This is a genomic window from Brevundimonas terrae, assembly GCF_011761985.1.
In the GTDB taxonomy this organism is placed as follows: domain Bacteria; phylum Pseudomonadota; class Alphaproteobacteria; order Caulobacterales; family Caulobacteraceae; genus Brevundimonas; species Brevundimonas terrae.
In genome coordinates this window covers 62,618-78,502 of record NZ_JAASQT010000006.1, presented here as the reverse complement: position 1 = coordinate 78,502, position 15,885 = coordinate 62,618, and the positions used below count along the sequence as shown (strand labels likewise).

At 61.9% G+C, this 15,885-nt stretch carries 17 protein-coding genes; 14 read left to right on the top strand and 3 right to left on the bottom strand.

The annotated features are described in order from the left end of the window. Positions 1 to 63: 63 nt before the first annotated feature. Positions 64 to 837, top strand: coding sequence for a YebC/PmpR family DNA-binding transcriptional regulator (locus FHS64_RS12380; RefSeq protein ID WP_167178753.1), 774 nt, complete (start codon positions 64 to 66; stop codon positions 835 to 837). A 65-nt stretch (positions 838 to 902) separates the two neighbouring features. Here FHS64_RS12380 and FHS64_RS12375 read toward each other — a convergent pair whose 3' ends face one another. The 3 genes from FHS64_RS12375 to FHS64_RS12365 all read right to left on the bottom strand — a co-directional run bounded on the left by FHS64_RS12375 (position 903) and on the right by FHS64_RS12365 (position 3,116). After that, positions 903 to 1,664 carry a hypothetical protein gene (locus FHS64_RS12375; RefSeq protein WP_167178751.1) on the bottom strand — a complete coding sequence of 254 codons (762 nt, stop codon included), beginning with the start codon at positions 1,662 to 1,664 and terminating at the stop codon, positions 903 to 905. A gap of 64 nt (positions 1,665 to 1,728) precedes the next feature. Then, positions 1,729 to 1,896 (bottom strand): hypothetical protein, encoded by a 168-nt coding sequence (locus FHS64_RS12370; protein WP_167178749.1) that lies wholly within the window; start codon positions 1,894 to 1,896, stop codon positions 1,729 to 1,731. Continuing rightward, positions 1,893 to 3,116, bottom strand: coding sequence for an MFS transporter (locus FHS64_RS12365; protein ID WP_167178747.1), 1,224 nt, complete (start codon positions 3,114 to 3,116; stop codon positions 1,893 to 1,895). The genes FHS64_RS12370 and FHS64_RS12365 overlap by 4 nt, the downstream gene beginning before the upstream one ends. A gap of 164 nt (positions 3,117 to 3,280) precedes the next feature. Between FHS64_RS12365 and ruvC the strand changes: the two genes are divergently transcribed. From ruvC to ftsH, 13 genes are all read left to right on the top strand, one after another. Beyond that, positions 3,281 to 3,799, top strand: coding sequence for a crossover junction endodeoxyribonuclease RuvC (gene ruvC / locus FHS64_RS12360; RefSeq protein WP_167178745.1), 519 nt, complete (start codon positions 3,281 to 3,283; stop codon positions 3,797 to 3,799). Next, positions 3,796 to 4,419 (top strand): Holliday junction branch migration protein RuvA, encoded by a 624-nt coding sequence (ruvA, locus tag FHS64_RS12355; protein ID WP_167178743.1) that lies wholly within the window; start codon positions 3,796 to 3,798, stop codon positions 4,417 to 4,419. The genes ruvC and ruvA overlap by 4 nt, the downstream gene beginning before the upstream one ends. Further along, positions 4,416 to 5,462 carry a Holliday junction branch migration DNA helicase RuvB gene (gene ruvB / locus FHS64_RS12350; protein ID WP_167178741.1) on the top strand — a complete coding sequence of 349 codons (1,047 nt, stop codon included), beginning with the start codon at positions 4,416 to 4,418 and terminating at the stop codon, positions 5,460 to 5,462. The genes ruvA and ruvB overlap by 4 nt, the downstream gene beginning before the upstream one ends. Before the next feature lie 91 nt (positions 5,463 to 5,553). After that, positions 5,554 to 6,009 carry a tol-pal system-associated acyl-CoA thioesterase gene (gene ybgC / locus FHS64_RS12345; RefSeq protein WP_167178739.1) on the top strand — a complete coding sequence of 152 codons (456 nt, stop codon included), beginning with the start codon at positions 5,554 to 5,556 and terminating at the stop codon, positions 6,007 to 6,009. Positions 6,010 to 6,162: 153 nt separating this feature from the next. Then, positions 6,163 to 6,915, top strand: coding sequence for a protein TolQ (tolQ, locus tag FHS64_RS12340; protein WP_167178737.1), 753 nt, complete (start codon positions 6,163 to 6,165; stop codon positions 6,913 to 6,915). A 2-nt stretch (positions 6,916 to 6,917) separates the two neighbouring features. Next, positions 6,918 to 7,373 carry an ExbD/TolR family protein gene (locus tag FHS64_RS12335; protein ID WP_167178735.1) on the top strand — a complete coding sequence of 152 codons (456 nt, stop codon included), beginning with the start codon at positions 6,918 to 6,920 and terminating at the stop codon, positions 7,371 to 7,373. A gap of 6 nt (positions 7,374 to 7,379) precedes the next feature. Next, the gene (locus FHS64_RS14200; protein ID WP_208380961.1) at positions 7,380 to 8,231 is read left to right on the top strand and encodes a hypothetical protein; all 852 of its coding nucleotides are present in this window, start codon (positions 7,380 to 7,382) and stop codon (positions 8,229 to 8,231) included. A gap of 122 nt (positions 8,232 to 8,353) precedes the next feature. Beyond that, positions 8,354 to 9,676, top strand: coding sequence for a Tol-Pal system beta propeller repeat protein TolB (gene tolB / locus FHS64_RS12325; protein WP_167178886.1), 1,323 nt, complete (start codon positions 8,354 to 8,356; stop codon positions 9,674 to 9,676). Between the two features lie 148 nt (positions 9,677 to 9,824). Continuing rightward, positions 9,825 to 10,376, top strand: a complete 552-nt coding sequence (gene pal / locus FHS64_RS12320; RefSeq protein ID WP_167178733.1) for a peptidoglycan-associated lipoprotein Pal — start codon at positions 9,825 to 9,827, stop codon at positions 10,374 to 10,376. Between the two features lie 121 nt (positions 10,377 to 10,497). Then, complete coding sequence (locus tag FHS64_RS12315) at positions 10,498 to 11,565, top strand: DUF3667 domain-containing protein (protein WP_167178731.1); 1,068 nt, start codon at positions 10,498 to 10,500, stop codon at positions 11,563 to 11,565. A 61-nt stretch (positions 11,566 to 11,626) separates the two neighbouring features. Further along, positions 11,627 to 12,466: a tol-pal system YbgF family protein gene (locus tag FHS64_RS12310; RefSeq protein WP_167178729.1), complete on the top strand. Its 840-nt coding sequence runs from the start codon at positions 11,627 to 11,629 to the stop codon at positions 12,464 to 12,466. Continuing rightward, positions 12,457 to 13,767 carry a tRNA lysidine(34) synthetase TilS gene (gene tilS / locus FHS64_RS12305; protein WP_167178727.1) on the top strand — a complete coding sequence of 437 codons (1,311 nt, stop codon included), beginning with the start codon at positions 12,457 to 12,459 and terminating at the stop codon, positions 13,765 to 13,767. The genes FHS64_RS12310 and tilS overlap by 10 nt, the downstream gene beginning before the upstream one ends. A 56-nt stretch (positions 13,768 to 13,823) precedes the next feature. Continuing rightward, the gene (gene ftsH, locus FHS64_RS12300; RefSeq protein WP_167178725.1) at positions 13,824 to 15,830 is read left to right on the top strand and encodes an ATP-dependent zinc metalloprotease FtsH; all 2,007 of its coding nucleotides are present in this window, start codon (positions 13,824 to 13,826) and stop codon (positions 15,828 to 15,830) included. Positions 15,831 to 15,885: the final 55 nt, after the last annotated feature.

The window sequence follows — 15,885 nt, the reverse complement described above, 5'->3', positions numbered from 1 at the left end:
CAGGGATTGCGCCATCCGGTAAAGGGCGCGCCTTAGCATACTCAACATTTGGGGAGCGACACCATGGCCGGCCACTCAAAATTCAAAAATATCATGCACCGCAAGGGTCGCGCGGATAAGCTGCGCGCCAAGCTGTTCTCGCGTCTGTCGCGCGAAATCACGGTTGCGGCCAAGTCGGGCATGCCCGATCCGTCGATGAACCCGCGCCTGCGTCTGGCTGTGAACAACGCCAAGGCCGAGTCGATGCCGAAAGAAAACATCGAACGCGCCATCAAGAAGGCTGCGGGCGGTGAAGTCGATGCGATGGAAGAAATCCGCTATGAGGGCCGTGGCCCCGGCGGTGTCCAGATCGTTGTCGATGTTCTGACCGACAACCGTAACCGTGCGGCCTCGAACATCCGTACGGCCTTCTCCAAGAATGGCGGCGCACTGGGCGAAGCCGGTTCGGTCACCTTCATGTGGGACCGTGTCGGCCAGATCACCTATCCGGCCGAGGCAGGCACCGAAGATGCGGTGATGGAAGCGGCGATCGAAGCGGGCGCCAGCGACGTCGAGAGCGATCTGGTCAAGCCGGACATCTACGAGGATGCACCGGGCCACACCATCTGGACCGCCTTTGAAGATCTGAACGATGTGGCCGAGGCCATGTCCAAGGTTCTGGGCGATCCGAAGTCGACGGCTATTGTCTGGAAGCCACAGTCCGAGATCGAACTGACCGGCGAGAGCGTCGGAACGCTGTTTAAGCTGCTGGATGCACTGGACGCCGAGGACGATGTCCAGCAAGTGTATTCAAACGAAGACATCTCGGATGAAGACGCGGCCAAGTACGCGGGCTGAGTTCGAGTTGGGGCTGGAAAAGGGCGGCGCTGTTGTGGCGACGCCCTTTTTCTATGCCCGCAATCCTAGTTGCACTCGGTCCAGCCGCTATCATCGGCCCGCAAGCTTGCCAGCGTCATGGTCTTGCCGTCCAGCGGCGTGCTGGCCGAATAGGACGACAGTGCGGTCCCCGACGGGCCGATGCGGCTATAGGTCACCAGATCGAACGGTTCGCTATCGGTGCCGGTGACATGCCATGCCTGACCCGTCTCGCCGGCAGAAGAGCTGTTGCAAGCAATCTGCTTTAGCTGTGCGCCTTCCAGCAGCAGGGCATAGGCGACATTGACCGGAACCTCGCCCGCCGGACCTGACCAGTTAAAGGCCAGATGATGCTGGTTGTTGCGGCGGGTAATCACAGCGTCGAACGGCTCCACACGGCCACTGGCCAGCGTCGAGCCGCCGGCCTGTTCGTTGGTCCAGTTGATCTGTGGCAGGCGGGCCTTCACCTGTTCCAGCGAGGTGGCCGAGACGGCACCGTCACGGGCATGGGCCTGTATCAGGATGCGCGCGGCCTCCAGAGCCTGCAGGGCCTTTGGATAGGCCACGCCGCAGCTATCCGAAGTGGCGGGTTCGCCGCTTTCGGTCGAGACAGCGTTTTTCCGGCAGCGGGCGATGAAGGCATCGTGCCGATCATTTTGCAGGGTCATGACTTGAGCCGCCGTGGCATCGGGCGTGGTGCCTGTCGGCTCTTCGGACGTTTTGGACGAGGTTTCAGGAGAACATGCCGCCAGCACCATTGCGGCTACCGTTGCGAAAACCAGGCGCGGTGCGAAATGGCGGGATGGCATGGGCGGCTCCTTGATAGGCGGGGGACGTAACGTGAAGGATTATCGCTGCAAAGAATGAAGAAACTCAGGTGCAAAAAGCGATAGCCTGCTCCAACCAGATGGCCAGCCCCTGACGCTGCCACAAGGCCAGACCGGCCAGTGACAGCACAATAGCCCCGCCAAACAACAGGGCAGGGACCAGACGTTCTGGTTTCTGGCCTTTAGGGTCGGGGTCTTTGGGGTGTTCGCTCATGGTGTTTGCGGGGCGGTCTGGGGTGGGCTTTGACGGATAGGCAGGTTGGCCACAGCCGCCGTAAAGGCCAATCCGATACTGATATACCAGACCATATTATACGATCCGGTGACATCGAATACGAGCCCGCCCAGCCATGCGCCGAGGAAGGCCCCGATCTGGTGGCCGAAGAAGACAATCCCCGTCAGGGCGGTCAGGTTTCTAAGGCCATACATCTGGGCCACCAGTCCGTTGGTCAGCGGCACGGTGCCGAGCCACAGGAAGCCGAAACTGGCCGCAAAGGCGAGGGCGCTGAAGCTGGACAGCGGGGTCAGAAGGAAGATGATAATGGCCACGCCGCGCAGGGCATAGAGAATGGCCAGCAGGTGCTTCTTGGAGTGTTTGCCACCCCATGCGCCCCACATCCACGACCCCAGAATGTTGAACAGGCCGATCAGGGCCAGACCTGTCGCGCCGATCGAACTGGGCAGGCCCTGATCGGTGATATAGGTCGGGAAGTGGATACCCACGAAGGTGACGTGGAAACCGCAGACGAAATAGCCGCTGCACAACAGCCACCAGCTCTTGTCGGCAAAGGCCTGTTTCAGCGCCAGATTGAGCGGCAGGCCTGTGTGCGGAGCCGCAGCGGCTGCCCCGCGCTTGCTCATCAGGCCAAAGGCCAGCGGCGCGATCAGGACCAGCATGGCCGCCAGCATATAAAGGCTGTTGCGCCAGCCTGCTGCATCGATCAGGGCCTGCGCCATGGGCACGACAAAGAACTGGCCCAGCGATCCGCCCGCCGTGATGATGCCAAAAGCCAGCGTGCGCTTTTCCGGCGCGACGATCTTGCCGACGGCCCCCATGGTGACGACAAAAGTCACGCCCGACATGGCCATACCGACCAGCGCGCCAAACCCGATGCCCAGACCCCATACGCCCGAGGCTGTTGCCGTCAGAGCCATGCCCGCCACATAGACCACGGCCCCGATCATCAGCACGCGCACGGGACCATGCTTGTCGGCATAGGCCCCGACGAAGGGCTGGACGGCCCCGAACAACAGGTTCTGCAAGGCCAGCACCAGCCCGAAGGTCTGGCGGTCGATGCCCAGCTCCAGTGTCATCGGCGTCAGGTAAAGACCGAAGGACTGGCGCACCCCCATGGCGAGGGTCACGATGGCGGCGCTGGCCGCGATCATAATCCAGACTCGACGGGACAGGTGGACAGGGGGAGACGCGGACATGCACTGGTCTTTCTGCGGTGATACCGCAACGGGAACTGTTCCTGTAAGAACACAGACCGTGGTTCGTCGCAATCTATGGTTCGATGATGGTTCGCATGATGGCGCCGTGAAAAGGCTGCTCCGGTCATTGTCTGCTAACCTTCTTTGGGGCATGACGTGAACGGATGGCGAACGAAACGATCAGAATCGTCGGGATAGACCCCGGCCTGCGCAAGACCGGATGGGGTGTAATCGCCTCCGAAGGGTCACGCCTGCGCTGGATCGCGCACGGGGTGATTGCACCATCGGATACCCTGCCGTTCTCGGAACGCTTGCTGTTTCTGATGAAGGGCATTCAGGCCGTGTGCCACGACTATCAGGCCGACGAGGCTGCGGTCGAAGAAGTGTTCGTCAACGTCAATCCGGCCTCGACCCTGAAACTGGGACAGGCGCGCGGTGCTGTTATTCTGGGCGCGGCGTCGTCCGGCCTCAGTGTCGGCGAATATTCGGCCAACCTGATTAAAAAGGCGGTGGTGGGCGCAGGTCACGCCGACAAGTCCCAAGTCGCCTTTATGGTGGCGCGGTTGCTGCCCCAGTCGAATGGCGTAAAGGCCGATGCCGCCGATGCGCTGGCCGTGGCCATTACCCATGCCCAGCTTCGCAAACGGGCGCTGCTGGAAACATTGAACAAAGGTGCTGCGTGATCGGTCGTCTTAGAGGTGTGCTGGCCGAGGTCGATCTGGACCACTGTGTCATCGACTGTGCGGGTGTGGGCTATATGGCCACCTGCGGTTCGCGCACCCTGTCGCGTCTTCCGGCCATCGGTAGCGAGGCCATTCTTTACGTCCATTCCCAGTGGTCGGCAGAGCAGGGGCCGCGCCTTTACGGTTTCCTCGACCGCGACGAGCGCAAGGCGTTCAATGTGCTGGTGACCATTCAGGGGGTGGGGCCCAAAGCGGCGCTGTCGGTGCTGGATGTCCTGCCGCCCGCCGAGCTGGCCGCAGCGGTGGCCCGCGAGGACAAGGCCGCCGTGGCGCGTGCCAATGGGGTGGGCCCGAAACTGGCCCTGCGCATCGTCACCGAGCTGAAGGGCAAGCCTCTGACCGAAGGGACGTTCAGCCCTGTGGCAGTTGGCGTCCATTCCGAGGCGGTCGTTTCTGCGCCTGTGCCTTCTATTGCGGGTGAGGCCGTGGCGGCGCTGTTGGGGCTTGGTATTGCCGAGATGAATGCCCGCCGCGCCGTTGAACAGGCACTGTCCGATAAGGGCGAGGAGGCCGGTCTGTCAGCCATTATCCGCGCGGCCCTTCAGGAACTGGGCAAATGACGGACCATCAGGATTTGAACCGCCTGTTGTCCGCAGAGGCTGCGGCGGGCGAGGCCTTTGACCGCGCCCTTCGTCCGCAGACCTTTTCGGAGTTCGTCGGTCAGCCCAAGGTCAAAGACAATCTGTCGATCTTTATCGAGGCGGCCCGCAAGCGGCAGGAGGCTCTGGACCATGTGCTGTTGTTCGGCCCTCCGGGGCTGGGCAAGACGACGCTGGCCCAGATCGTGGCGCGTGAACTGGGCGTCGGTTTTCGGGCCACCTCGGGTCCTATTTTGGCCAAGGCCGGTGATCTGGCCGCCATCCTGACCAATCTCGAACCGCGCGATGTGCTGTTCATCGACGAAATCCACCGCATGTCGCCGCAGGTCGAGGAAATCCTTTATCCGGCCATGGAAGACCATGTGCTGGACCTGATTATCGGCGAAGGCCCGTCGGCCCGCAGCGTGCGGATCGACCTTGCGCCCTTTACGCTGGTGGGGGCCACGACGCGGGCAGGGCTTTTGGCCACGCCCCTGCGCGACCGTTTCGGTATTCCGCTGCGGCTGGAATTCTATACGCCCGAAGAACTGACCATGGTGGTGCGCGGCACGGCCCGTAAAATGGGCGCTGAAATCGACGCCGAGGGGGCTTATGAAATCGCCGCCCGCTCGCGGGGGACGCCGCGTATTGCGGGGCGTCTGCTGCGCCGCGTGCGCGATTTTGCCGATGCGCTGGGCGAGCCGGTCATCAACCGTCTGGTGGCCGCGCAATCTCTGGCCCGTCTGGAAGTGGACGAGGCTGGTCTGGACAGCAATGACCGCCGCTTCCTGAAAGCCCTGATCGAAAACTATGGCGGTGGTCCCGTCGGCATGGACACCCTTGCCGCCGCCATTGCCGAGGCCCGCGATGCCGTCGAGGACGTGATCGAGCCCTATCTGCTGCAACAGGGCTTTATCCAGCGCACCCCGCGTGGCCGCATGGCCTGCGCCCGTGCCTATGAACACCTCGGCCTGTCCGCTCCGCCACCCGTGCCCACTGCCGCGCCCGACCTGTTCGGCAAATAACTTCTCCTCCCCTACAAAGCGGGGGAGGCTTCAAACGCGCGCCCAACCGGACTAGCCTTGTCCGGCTTTCTCCCCAAGCCGAGGCGATGACATGGCCGATACACCCACAGCGGGCCGTTTTGACGATAAGGACCACCTGCTGCCGATCCGCGTCTATTACGAGGACACGGATTTTACCGGTGTGGTCTATCACGCCAACTATGTGCGCTATTTCGAGCGGGGGCGTTCGGACTTCCTGCGGGCGGCGGGGATCGGCCATACCGATTTGCTGGAAAGCGAAGACCCGCTGGCCTTTGTCGTCAGTGAACTGAACATCAAATATGTGCGCCCTGCCAAGATCGACGACGCCCTGATTGTTCGCACCCGTTACGAGGTGGTGAAGGGCGTGCGGATGATCATCAAACAGACCATCGAGCGCGATGGCGAGGTGATCTGTCGCGCCGATGTTGTCGCCGCCTGTATCCACATGGATGGACGCCCGCGCAGGCCGTCGAAGCTGTTAATGCACAAGGTCGAGCCGTGGCTGTCGGGACCGGCTGAAAACTGAAATCCGTCAAAAAACGATCCGATAACGCTTATGTCAGCCCGAGACGGGGTGACGGGGGCAATCAGGACCGTTAGACGCCGGTTCTTGCCTTGAATTCGCCATCGGATGGCGCTCTCAAGGACGTGAATATTCAAAACGATCAAGGATCATTGAATGGCTGCCCCTGTCGACGCCTCGTTGTTGAACCCTATCGAGCTGTTCCTCGCTGCCGACTGGGTGGTGAAGGCCGTGATGATCGGCCTGGCTGTGGCGTCGATCTGGTCGTGGACGGTCATTATCGACAAGGCCGTGCGTTTCAGCCGCATGTTCCGTCGCGCCAATGAATTCGAGCAACTGCTGGAAAGCGGTCGCTCTCTGGAAGAGGCTGCCGCTGCTGCAGGCCCCAATCCGGTCGAGCCGCTGCCGCGCATGCTGCAACTGACCCTGCATGACTGGAAAGAAGCCCGCCAGCGCGGACAGATGACCGATGCACAAGGTCAGGCCCTGCTCAACCGCGTGGACCGCGCGATGGATTCGGTGATCTCGCGCGAAAGCCAGAAGATCGAAAACGGTCTGGGCGTGTTGTCGGTGGTGGCGACCGCTTCGCCGTTCATCGGCCTGTTCGGCACGGTGTGGGGCATCATGAATGCCTTTGACCGCATCGCAGCGGCCGGTAACACCAACCTGACCACGGTTGCGCCCGCCATTGCAGAGGCTCTGTTTGCCACTGCCATTGGTCTGGCTGCGGCCATTCCGGCCTATATGGCGTTTAACGCTTTCTCCGTGACGGCGGGCAAGTTCACAGGTCGTCTGGAAGCATTTGCCGACGATCTTCAGGCCGCTCTGGCACGACGTCTGGCCGGTCCTTCTGCACCGCCGCCGCCTCCGCCGCCTTCGGACAATCTGAACCTGCGCCGGGGTAACTAAGCATGGGCATGGGTGCAGGTGGCGCATCGGGGGGCGGTCGTGGCCGTCGCCGTGCGCGCAAACGTCCCCTCAGTGAGATCAACGTCACACCGCTGGTCGATGTGATGTTGGTGCTGCTGATTATCTTCATGATTTCGGCCCCGTTGATTACGGTGGGCGTTCCGGTGGAACTGCCCAAGACCGAGGCCAGTGCGGTCGAGGTCAAGGAAAAGCCGGTGGCTGTTTCCATCAAGGCAGACGGTAGCATCTATGTGGGCGAGGCCGAGGTCAGCTGGGAGCAACTGCCCCTGCGCGTGGCGGAAGAAGGCGGCGAGAACGCCACGGAAAAATCTGTATTCATCCGTGCCGATGGCCGCGCCCCCTATCAGGCTGTGGCGCGTGTAATGGCGCGTCTGTCGTCGTCGGGTTTCAGCAAGCTGAACCTGATTACCGACACCGCCGAGGCGGCAGGAGCCTAAGGCCGTATGCGTAAACCGTCCCCCGCTCTGGCTGGTTCGGTCGCGTTACACGTCGGTGTGGCGTTGTTCGCCCTTGTCACCCTGACAGGGCGCAAGGCCGAACCTGTGCCCATGGTCAATTCGGTGCCGGTCACCATTGTCTCGGACATGATTGTCGAGGCTGGCCCTGCCGATAATCCGCAACCGGAAGACAGCCCCGAAGACGGATCTTCTGCGCCGCTGATCTCGCCGCCAGAGCCGGAACCCGAGCCGACCCCCGCGCCGCCGACACCGACGCCGCCTGCGCCCAAGCCGCCGACCCCGACGCCTCCTGCTCCGCGCCCGACGCCAACACCGACACCGACACCGCGTCCGACCCCGACCCCGACACCGCCCAAGAAGGCCGAGCCGCCGCCGCGTCCCAATCCTGCGCCCGCGCGCCCGAACCCGACACCGCCACGCACCAATCCTGCGCCCGCGCGACCGAACCCGGCACCGGCGCGTGACGAAGGCGTCAATCTGGCCGATCTGGTCAATGGCCCGCGTCGCGTTACCGGCAATACTGGACGCCCCGCCGCAGGCCAGCAGGGCCGTGGTACGGCTTCGCAGGCGATTGGCCGTCCGGCTCTTCAGGCTCTGGGCGCACAGGTTCGGCCACAGTTGAACTGTGATCTGGTCGATGCGGGCGATGTTGTGCGCGTCATTGTGCGTCTGGATACGCGCGGACGTCTGGTGCGCGCGCCACAGGTGCAAGGCCGCAGTACACCGGCCTCGGCACGGGTGGTCAGCGCCATCAACGCGGCTGTACCGTTCGACATGCCCGCAGGTTACGAGGAACAGGACCTGCCTTTCGCGTTTAATACATCTGACTTCTGCTGATGCCGTCGTTTACGAACGGGCATCAAAATACGGATAAACAGGGGGCGGGTGACCGTTCCTGACAGACTTGGAGATCAAAGGTGCGCAACAAAACTTGGCTAGGCTTGGCGGTTCTTGCGGCAATGGCACCGGCTGTGGCGACAGCGCAGGTTTCCAACCGGAACCAGACCGAAGACATCATCATCAGTCAGGCTGACCTGACGCCGCTGCAGATTGCCGTGGTGCCGTTTACAGGTGCCAACGGGCCGCAGATTTCCGATGTCATCAGTGGCAACCTGAAACGCTCGGGTTTCTTCTCGCCGCTCAATCCGGCCAGTTTTGTCGAAACCGGCCTGACGCTGGCCAACTCGCCCAACTATCCGCAATGGACCTCGATCGGCGCACAGGCTGTGCTGTATGGTGGCGTGACCCAGCGGGCCGATGGCCGCGTGGATGTGGGTTTCCGTCTGTATGACCCGTACCGCCAGTGCCAGCTGGTCAGCTATCAGTTCACTGCCACCGCCGAGCAATGGCGCCGTATGGCCCATAAGATTTCGGATGTGGTCTATCAGCGTCTGACGGGCGAGCAGGGCTATTTCGACAGCCGTGTTCTGTTCGTGGCCGAGAGCGGCAGCCAGACCAACCGTCGCAGTCGTCTGACCATTGTGGATCAGGATGGCTACAATCCCGTCTTCCTGACGCAGGGCGACGAGGTGATCATGTCGCCGCGCTTCTCGACCCATAATCCCGACGAAGTCACCTATGTGGCGCTCGGCAAGGATTACAGCCGTATCTATCTGTACAATCTGGCCACCGGTCGCCGCGAGAGCCTCGGTGATTTCGACGGTCAGGTTCTGGCCCCGCGCTTCTCGCATGACGGCTCCAAGATGGCCTTCTCCATCATCCGTAACGGCAATACCGACGTCTATGTCATCAATCTGCGCACGCGCCAGTTGTCGCGCCTGACCAGTGACCCCGGCATCGACACTTCGCCGTCCTTCAGCCCCGATGGCTCGCAGATCGTGTTCACCTCCGACCGTTCGGGTTCGGCGCGCCTGTACACCATGCGCGTGGATGGCTCGGGCCAGCGTCCGATCAGCCGCAGCGGTGGCCTCTATACCGCGCCCGCATGGTCGCCGCGTGGTGATCTGATCGCCTTCACCAAGCAGTCGGGTGGCCGTTTCCATACGGGTGTGATGAACACCGACGGCACCGGCGAACGCATCCTGTCGTCCTCCTATCTGGAAGAGGGCGCATCATGGGCACCGAACGGTCGCTATGTGATGTTTGCCCGCCAAAGTCCGGGTGGTGATACCCGTCTGTGGACGGTGGATCTGTCGGGTCGTGTGGTCGCGCAGGCCGGTTATACCGAGCGCGGTTCCAGTCCGGCATGGTCGGGTCTTCTGGATGCGCCTCCGGCCAATCTGGGTGTCAATCAAGGACCGGATTCGTGTGCAACCTCATAGGTTTGTAACGATCAGGATCAATAGCTTCACTCCTGCGTTATCGTGAGGGTCTACCGCTGGTACGCAGGCGTGAGGCGATGTAGCTAAAATCCACTTTTTAAAGCTCAGCTTGGATCGCGCATGGCGATCCTTTCTTTCGGAGTCGATCATGACCAAGGTTTCGATCATCAAGGTGGCGACCATCGGCGCAATCGCTGCTGCCATGGCTGCCTGTACACCAAAACCGCCGGTAGAAACGGCGACCCCGACCCCGCCGCCGGCGGTGACCAATCCGAGCTATCCGACCGCGCCGACAGGTCCGGTTGACGGCAGCAACACCGGCCCGATGGCGGGTTCGGAACAGGATTTTGTCATCAATGTCGGTGACCGCATCTATTTCGACCTCGATTCGTATGAAGTGAATGCTGAGGCCGGTATGCGTCTGGGCGCTCAGGCCCAGTGGCTGCAGCGCTATCCGTCGGTCACCATCCGTATCGAAGGCAATGCCGACGAACGTGGCACCAGCGAGTACAACCTGGCTCTGGGCGCGCGTCGTGCAGAATCGGTTCGCAACTTCCTGATCTCGCGCGGCATTCCGGCCAACCGCATCGACACCATCTCGTTCGGCAAGGAGCGTCCGATCGCAGAAGGTTCGAACGAATCGGCATGGGCGCAAAACCGTAACGCCCGCACCGCGATTGCCTCGGGCGCACCGCGCTAAGCGGCCCCAAGGCTCTACAAAGTATCAGGGTGTCGTCTGTTAAGGGCGGCACCCTTTTCTTTTGGCTTTTCAAGACGGGCGCGCTGTTTCAAACAGGGGCGGATTTTCGGGGGGAGTTCGAATGACCAAGGGCGCAGCGGCAACAGCACAGCCTGACAGCCATGACGGTGACGCGCACAGGGTTTGCCCCGATTGCGGGTCTGCCGCGCTGGGCAGGTTCTGTGTCGATTGCGGTCAGGAAATTCACGTCCACCGCACCCTGTTCCATCTGGCGCATGAACTTCTGCACGGGGTCATGCATTTCGATGGCCGCTTCTGGCGAACCCTGCCGCTGCTGGTCGTTAATCCGGGCAAGCTGACGCGCGAATGGATCATGGGAAAGCGCACACGCTATGTGTCGCCGCTGGCCATGTTCTTGTGCACCTTGTTCGTCATGTTCATGGCGCTGAGTTTTGCGCCGCCGCCCAGCAATGTGGTGGTGAACCTGCCGGACCAGATTGCGATCGAGAAGGCCAGGCTGGCAGAGGCTGAAAACGCTGTTGCCGAGGCGCAGGCCACGATTGATGCGGCCACGGACGGTGCAGAGGCTGGAATAGCGGCCGGACAGATGGCAGCCGCCCAACAGCGTGTGCTTCGCGGCGAGGAACGCCTCGCCTATCTGGAAACCGAAGCGCGCGAGGGCCGCAAGGATGGCCTGAAACCCGGTAGCTGGCAGGCGCAACTGGCGGACCTGAAATTCGATGATGCCGACAAGCCGCACAGTCTGAGCGGGACGGTTTCCAAGAAGCTCAAAAACCCCGATCTGGCGGTCTATAAGCTTCAGCAAACGACCTATAAATTCGCCTTCCTGCTGGTGCCTCTATCCATTCCTTTCATGGCGCTGATCTTTTTGTGGCGTCGCCAGTACACCCTGTATGATCACGGGGTGTTTGTCCTTTATTCGCTGACCTTTATGGCCCTGTTGCTGATGGTCGGTATGATATTGGGCAGTGTGTTTTCAAGCGCAGCCAGCGTGGTTGCGGGCCTGTGTATGGCGCTGGCCCCTGTCCATATCTTTGCCCAATTGAAGGGCACATATAGTCTGGGTGTCTGGGGCGCATTGTGGCGAACCATGGTGCTGGGCGTGTTCTGCACCATGGTGATAAGCTTCTTTATCATCGCCATCATCTATCTAGGCCTTGGACACTGATAGAGTGGGGACACTCATGGTTGACTTGCAGGCTCGCGCAAACGGTGGAACGAACAACGACATGAACAACAAGCCTTTTCGCCTCAAACGCTCTGCGGTCGCGACCGCTGTCGGCCTGTGCCTGATTGGCGGAGGTTTCGCCATGGCCCAGCAACAACCGCTGGAACCGGTACAGTGGGACAAGCGCCGTCTGGACCAGTTGGACCGCAATGTGCGCCGTCTTGAACGCGCCCTGACCCAGCGCAATGCCGCCGGTCAGCCTGTGCTGGTCGAGCCGGACCCCGAGGTGGTCGTCCTGCAAGGTCAGGTCGAGATTTTCGAGCGCCGTCTGGGCGATCTGGAAGCGACCTTCCGCCGTGTGAACGCCGAGAGCGAGCGCCTGACCTTTGATCTGGACGAGGCCAATCGCAATAATCGCGAACTGTCCTCGCGTGTGGGCACGCTGGAAAACCGTCTGAAGCAGATGGAAGAAGAAGCCGAACTGAACGCGCCGATTGAGGCCAATTCGCCAACCGGCAATGCGGCGGGTGATCTTCAGGCCGCCATGCGTCTCAGCGGTGACGATGCCCGTCGCGGTATGCGCGCACTGGAAACGGTGACGGTGACATGGCCCGACACGCCGCAAGCGCGTGAAGCCTTCAGCCGTCTGGGCGATATGTATGTGGCCTCGCGCGATAATGCGGGCGCTGTCAGCTTCTACGCACAGGCACTGAACGGTTGGCCGCGCACGCCTTGGGCGGCAGAAACCACGCTGAAACTGGCCGAAGCGCTGCGGGTGACCGACCGCAAGACGCAGGCCTGTGCCACCCTGACCGACTTTACCCGCCGCTATGGCGAGGCGGCGACGGCCCAGCAGAAAACCCGCGCGACCCAGATGCGTAGCCGCGCGGAGTGCAGCTGATCTCAGCATCCGAAACGGACGGGCTGAAGGCGCGGGTGTTCCGTCAGCTTTCGGCCTGTCTGGATCACGGGAGTCCTGCGCCTGTCGCCGTCGGCCTGTCGGGCGGTGGTGACAGCCACGCGCTGCTGGCGCTGGTGTGCGACTGGGCCAAGGGGGCAGGGCGTCCTGTTCTGGCCCTGACGGTCGATCACCACCTCAATCCACAAAGTACCGACTGGACGGCCAAGGCCGGTGAAATGGCCCGCGCCTTGGGGGCGGACTGGCAGGCTCTTCACTGGAACGAGGCCAAGGGCGGCAGTGGCATTCAGGCCCGCGCCCGACAGGCCCGCCATGCCCTATTGGCCGACGCAGCCCGCGAGGCAGGGGCAAGTATCCTGATCCTTGGTCATACCGCAGATGATGCGGCCGAAAATGACTGGATGCGGGCGCAAGGAACCTCTGTCGGGCGGTTGCGCGTCTGGTCGCCCTCACCCGTCTGGCCGCAGGGACGGGGCGTCAGCCTGCTGCGGCCTCTGCTGTTTGAACGGCGTCAGGCCTTACGTGATTATCTGCAACATCGCGGATTGGACTGGATTGATGATCCGGCCAATCAGGACGCGCGATATAGCCGCATACGCGCTAGAGCGGCCCTCAACGGGGAACTGCCCGCGATTACGCCGCAGGTTTGGAAACCTTTCGCTTGGCAGGCCGGACCGGAAGCCCATGCGGGCGTGTTGCGGTTTTCGCGGCGGGCCATGCTGGAAGCCCCCGACCGCATACTGGCCATGGCGCTGTTGTGCGTCTCGGGCGGGGATGTGCCGCCAAGGGGCGAGAAGCTGGACCAGTTGAAGGCGCGTCTGGTCGAAACCGGCGATGGCGTGGCGGTCTTGTCCGGTACGCGTATCGAAATGCAGGGCGATGAACTGACCCTGATGCGCGAGGCCGGAGAGCAGATGCGTGGCGGTCTGGAGCCACAAATCTTGCAGCCAAATACGCCTGTGGTTTGGGACGGACGTTTCACTGTGCGTGTGAACGCGCCGGACTGGCAGATTTTACCGGCAAAAGGACGATTAAATCGTCTCCATGAAAAACATCGCCGAGGGCTGTCCATCCTGCCGCCTGCGGCACGCGCCAGCTTGCCGGCTTTGTATAATTCCAAGCTAGATCAATATGTTCCGGCTTGGTCTGAGGCCGAAATCTGTTGTTTGGTCGCACCGCGATTTCGCGTGAACAGTCTTGTCGGTGCGGACGAAACGCCGCAGGAGGTCGCACTGATTGACCTGTGGCATGGCGAAACCGTTCCGACTGCCCTATTTTCCTAAGTGAATGACTGCTGTCCGGCATGGCCCTGTGGCTGTGTCGGGGAACCGAGGACCGCATGAACCTGCGAAATATTGCCATCGGCGCCGGGATCCTACTGATCATGGCCGTGGTGTACTCAACCATGACCCAGAACGGGGGGCTGGCTTCCAAGGCCACCGCACCTGGCGCTGCGGGTCGTCCGGCCGAGATCAACTATTCCCAGCTGATCACCGCCATTGAAGCCCAAGAGATCAAAGAGGTCACTGTACGCGGCGAAGCCCTCAGTGGTGTCTATAAGAACGACAGCAAGTTTACGACTGTGCTGCCTTTCCCCAATCCCGAGCTGATCGACAAGATGAATGCCGCGGGCATTGCTGTGGACGGCAAGTCTACCAAGGCACCGTGGTGGTCGGGCGTTCTGGGCCTGTTGCTGCCGGTCGTGCTGATTATTGCCTTCTGGCTGTTCATCATGAACCGCATGCAAGGTGGCTCCAAGGGCGCGATGGGCTTTGGCAAATCCAAGGCCAAGCTGCTGACCGAGCATAAGGGTCGCAAGACCTTTGCCGATGTTGCGGGCGTGGACGAAGCCAAGGAAGAACTGCAAGAAGTCGTCGACTTCCTGAAGGATCCGTCGAAATTCCAGCGTCTGGGCGGCAAGATCCCCAAGGGTGCGCTGCTGGTGGGCCCTCCGGGTACCGGTAAGACCCTGCTGGCCCGTGCTGTGGCCGGTGAGGCGGGCGTGCCCTTCTTCTCGATCTCGGGTTCGGACTTTGTGGAAATGTTCGTCGGTGTGGGTGCGTCGCGCGTCCGCGACATGTTCGAACAGGCCAAGAAGAATGCCCCGTGCATCATCTTCATCGACGAAATCGACGCCGTGGGCCGTCACCGTGGCGCAGGCCTCGGCGGTGGCAATGACGAGCGCGAGCAGACGCTGAACCAGCTTCTGGTCGAGATGGACGGCTTTGAAGCTTCTGAAAACATCATCCTGATCGCCGCGACCAACCGTCCGGACGTTCTGGACCCGGCTCTGCTGCGCCCCGGTCGTTTCGACCGTCAGGTCACGGTGCCGAACCCCGACGTGATCGGCCGTGAACATATCCTGCGCGTCCACATGAAGGATGTGCCGCTGTCGGCCGATGTGAATGTGAAGACCATCGCACGCGGCACGCCGGGCTTCTCGGGTGCCGACCTTGCCAACCTCGTTAACGAAGCGGCCCTGACCGCGGCCCGCAAGGACCGCAAGATGGTCACGCAGCGCGACTTCGAGGACGCCAAGGACAAGGTGATGATGGGCTCGGAACGCAAGTCCATGGCCATGAACGAGGAAGAAAAGCGTCTGACCGCCTATCACGAGGCCGGTCACGCCATCGTAGCCCTGAACGTCAAGATGACGGACCCTGTCCACAAGGCGACCATTGTCCCGCGCGGTCGTGCGCTGGGCATGGTGATGCAGCTTCCCGAAGGCGATCGCTATTCGATGAAGTACCAGCAGATGGTGGACCGTATCGCCATTCTGGCCGGTGGCCGTGTGGCCGAAGAGCTGATCTTCGGTAAGGAAAGCATCACCTCGGGCGCGTCGTCGGACATCGAGCAGGCGACCAAGTTGGCCCGTGCCATGGTCACGCGCTGGGGCTATTCGGACAAGCTGGGCACGGTGGCCTATGGCGAGAACCAGGAAGAAGTCTTCCTCGGCCACTCGGTATCACGCACCCAGAACATCTCGGAAAAAACCGCCCAGATCATCGACGAGGAAGTGCGTCGTCTGGTCACCGGCGGTTGGGACGAGGCACGCCGTATTCTGACGGAGAAGGCGGCGGACCACGAGGCCCTGTCGCAAGCCCTGCTGGAATACGAAACCCTGTCGGGTGAAGAGATCAACCAGCTTCTCAAGGACGGCACTCCGCCGAACCGCGAGGATGTAGGCGAGCCGATCTCGGGTCCGTCTTCATCGGTGCCGATCACGCCCGAAGAAAGTGCCACGCCCTCCAAGGATGTGACGCCGGAAGAACAGGTTGCCGCCGATATCGCCGCAGCTACCGGTGTTCCTGTCTCGGACCCGCAAGAGAACAAGCCCTCGGCCTGACAGGTCTAGGGTAAAATAAAAGGGGCGGCACCCTCAGGTGCCGCCCCTTCTTTTT

Bases quoted from the DNA above. Each gene is read 5' to 3' on its own strand.
- FHS64_RS12380 (WP_167178753.1), top strand. From the start codon at position 64: ATGGCCGGCCACTCAAAATTCAAAAATATCATGCACCGCAAGGGTCGC.
- FHS64_RS12375 (WP_167178751.1), bottom strand. From the start codon at position 1,664: ATGCCATCCCGCCATTTCGCACCGCGCCTGGTTTTCGCAACGGTAGCC.
- FHS64_RS12370 (WP_167178749.1), bottom strand. From the start codon at position 1,896: ATGAGCGAACACCCCAAAGACCCCGACCCTAAAGGCCAGAAACCAGAA.
- FHS64_RS12365 (WP_167178747.1), bottom strand. From the start codon at position 3,116: ATGTCCGCGTCTCCCCCTGTCCACCTGTCCCGTCGAGTCTGGATTATG.
- ruvC (WP_167178745.1), top strand. From the start codon at position 3,281: ATGGCGAACGAAACGATCAGAATCGTCGGGATAGACCCCGGCCTGCGC.
- ruvB (WP_167178741.1), top strand. From the start codon at position 4,416: ATGACGGACCATCAGGATTTGAACCGCCTGTTGTCCGCAGAGGCTGCG.
- ybgC (WP_167178739.1), top strand. From the start codon at position 5,554: ATGGCCGATACACCCACAGCGGGCCGTTTTGACGATAAGGACCACCTG.
- tolQ (WP_167178737.1), top strand. From the start codon at position 6,163: ATGGCTGCCCCTGTCGACGCCTCGTTGTTGAACCCTATCGAGCTGTTC.
- FHS64_RS12335 (WP_167178735.1), top strand. From the start codon at position 6,918: ATGGGCATGGGTGCAGGTGGCGCATCGGGGGGCGGTCGTGGCCGTCGC.
- FHS64_RS14200 (WP_208380961.1), top strand. From the start codon at position 7,380: ATGCGTAAACCGTCCCCCGCTCTGGCTGGTTCGGTCGCGTTACACGTC.
- tolB (WP_167178886.1), top strand. From the start codon at position 8,354: ATGGCACCGGCTGTGGCGACAGCGCAGGTTTCCAACCGGAACCAGACC.
- pal (WP_167178733.1), top strand. From the start codon at position 9,825: ATGACCAAGGTTTCGATCATCAAGGTGGCGACCATCGGCGCAATCGCT.
- FHS64_RS12315 (WP_167178731.1), top strand. From the start codon at position 10,498: ATGACCAAGGGCGCAGCGGCAACAGCACAGCCTGACAGCCATGACGGT.
- FHS64_RS12310 (WP_167178729.1), top strand. From the start codon at position 11,627: ATGAACAACAAGCCTTTTCGCCTCAAACGCTCTGCGGTCGCGACCGCT.
- ftsH (WP_167178725.1), top strand. From the start codon at position 13,824: ATGAACCTGCGAAATATTGCCATCGGCGCCGGGATCCTACTGATCATG.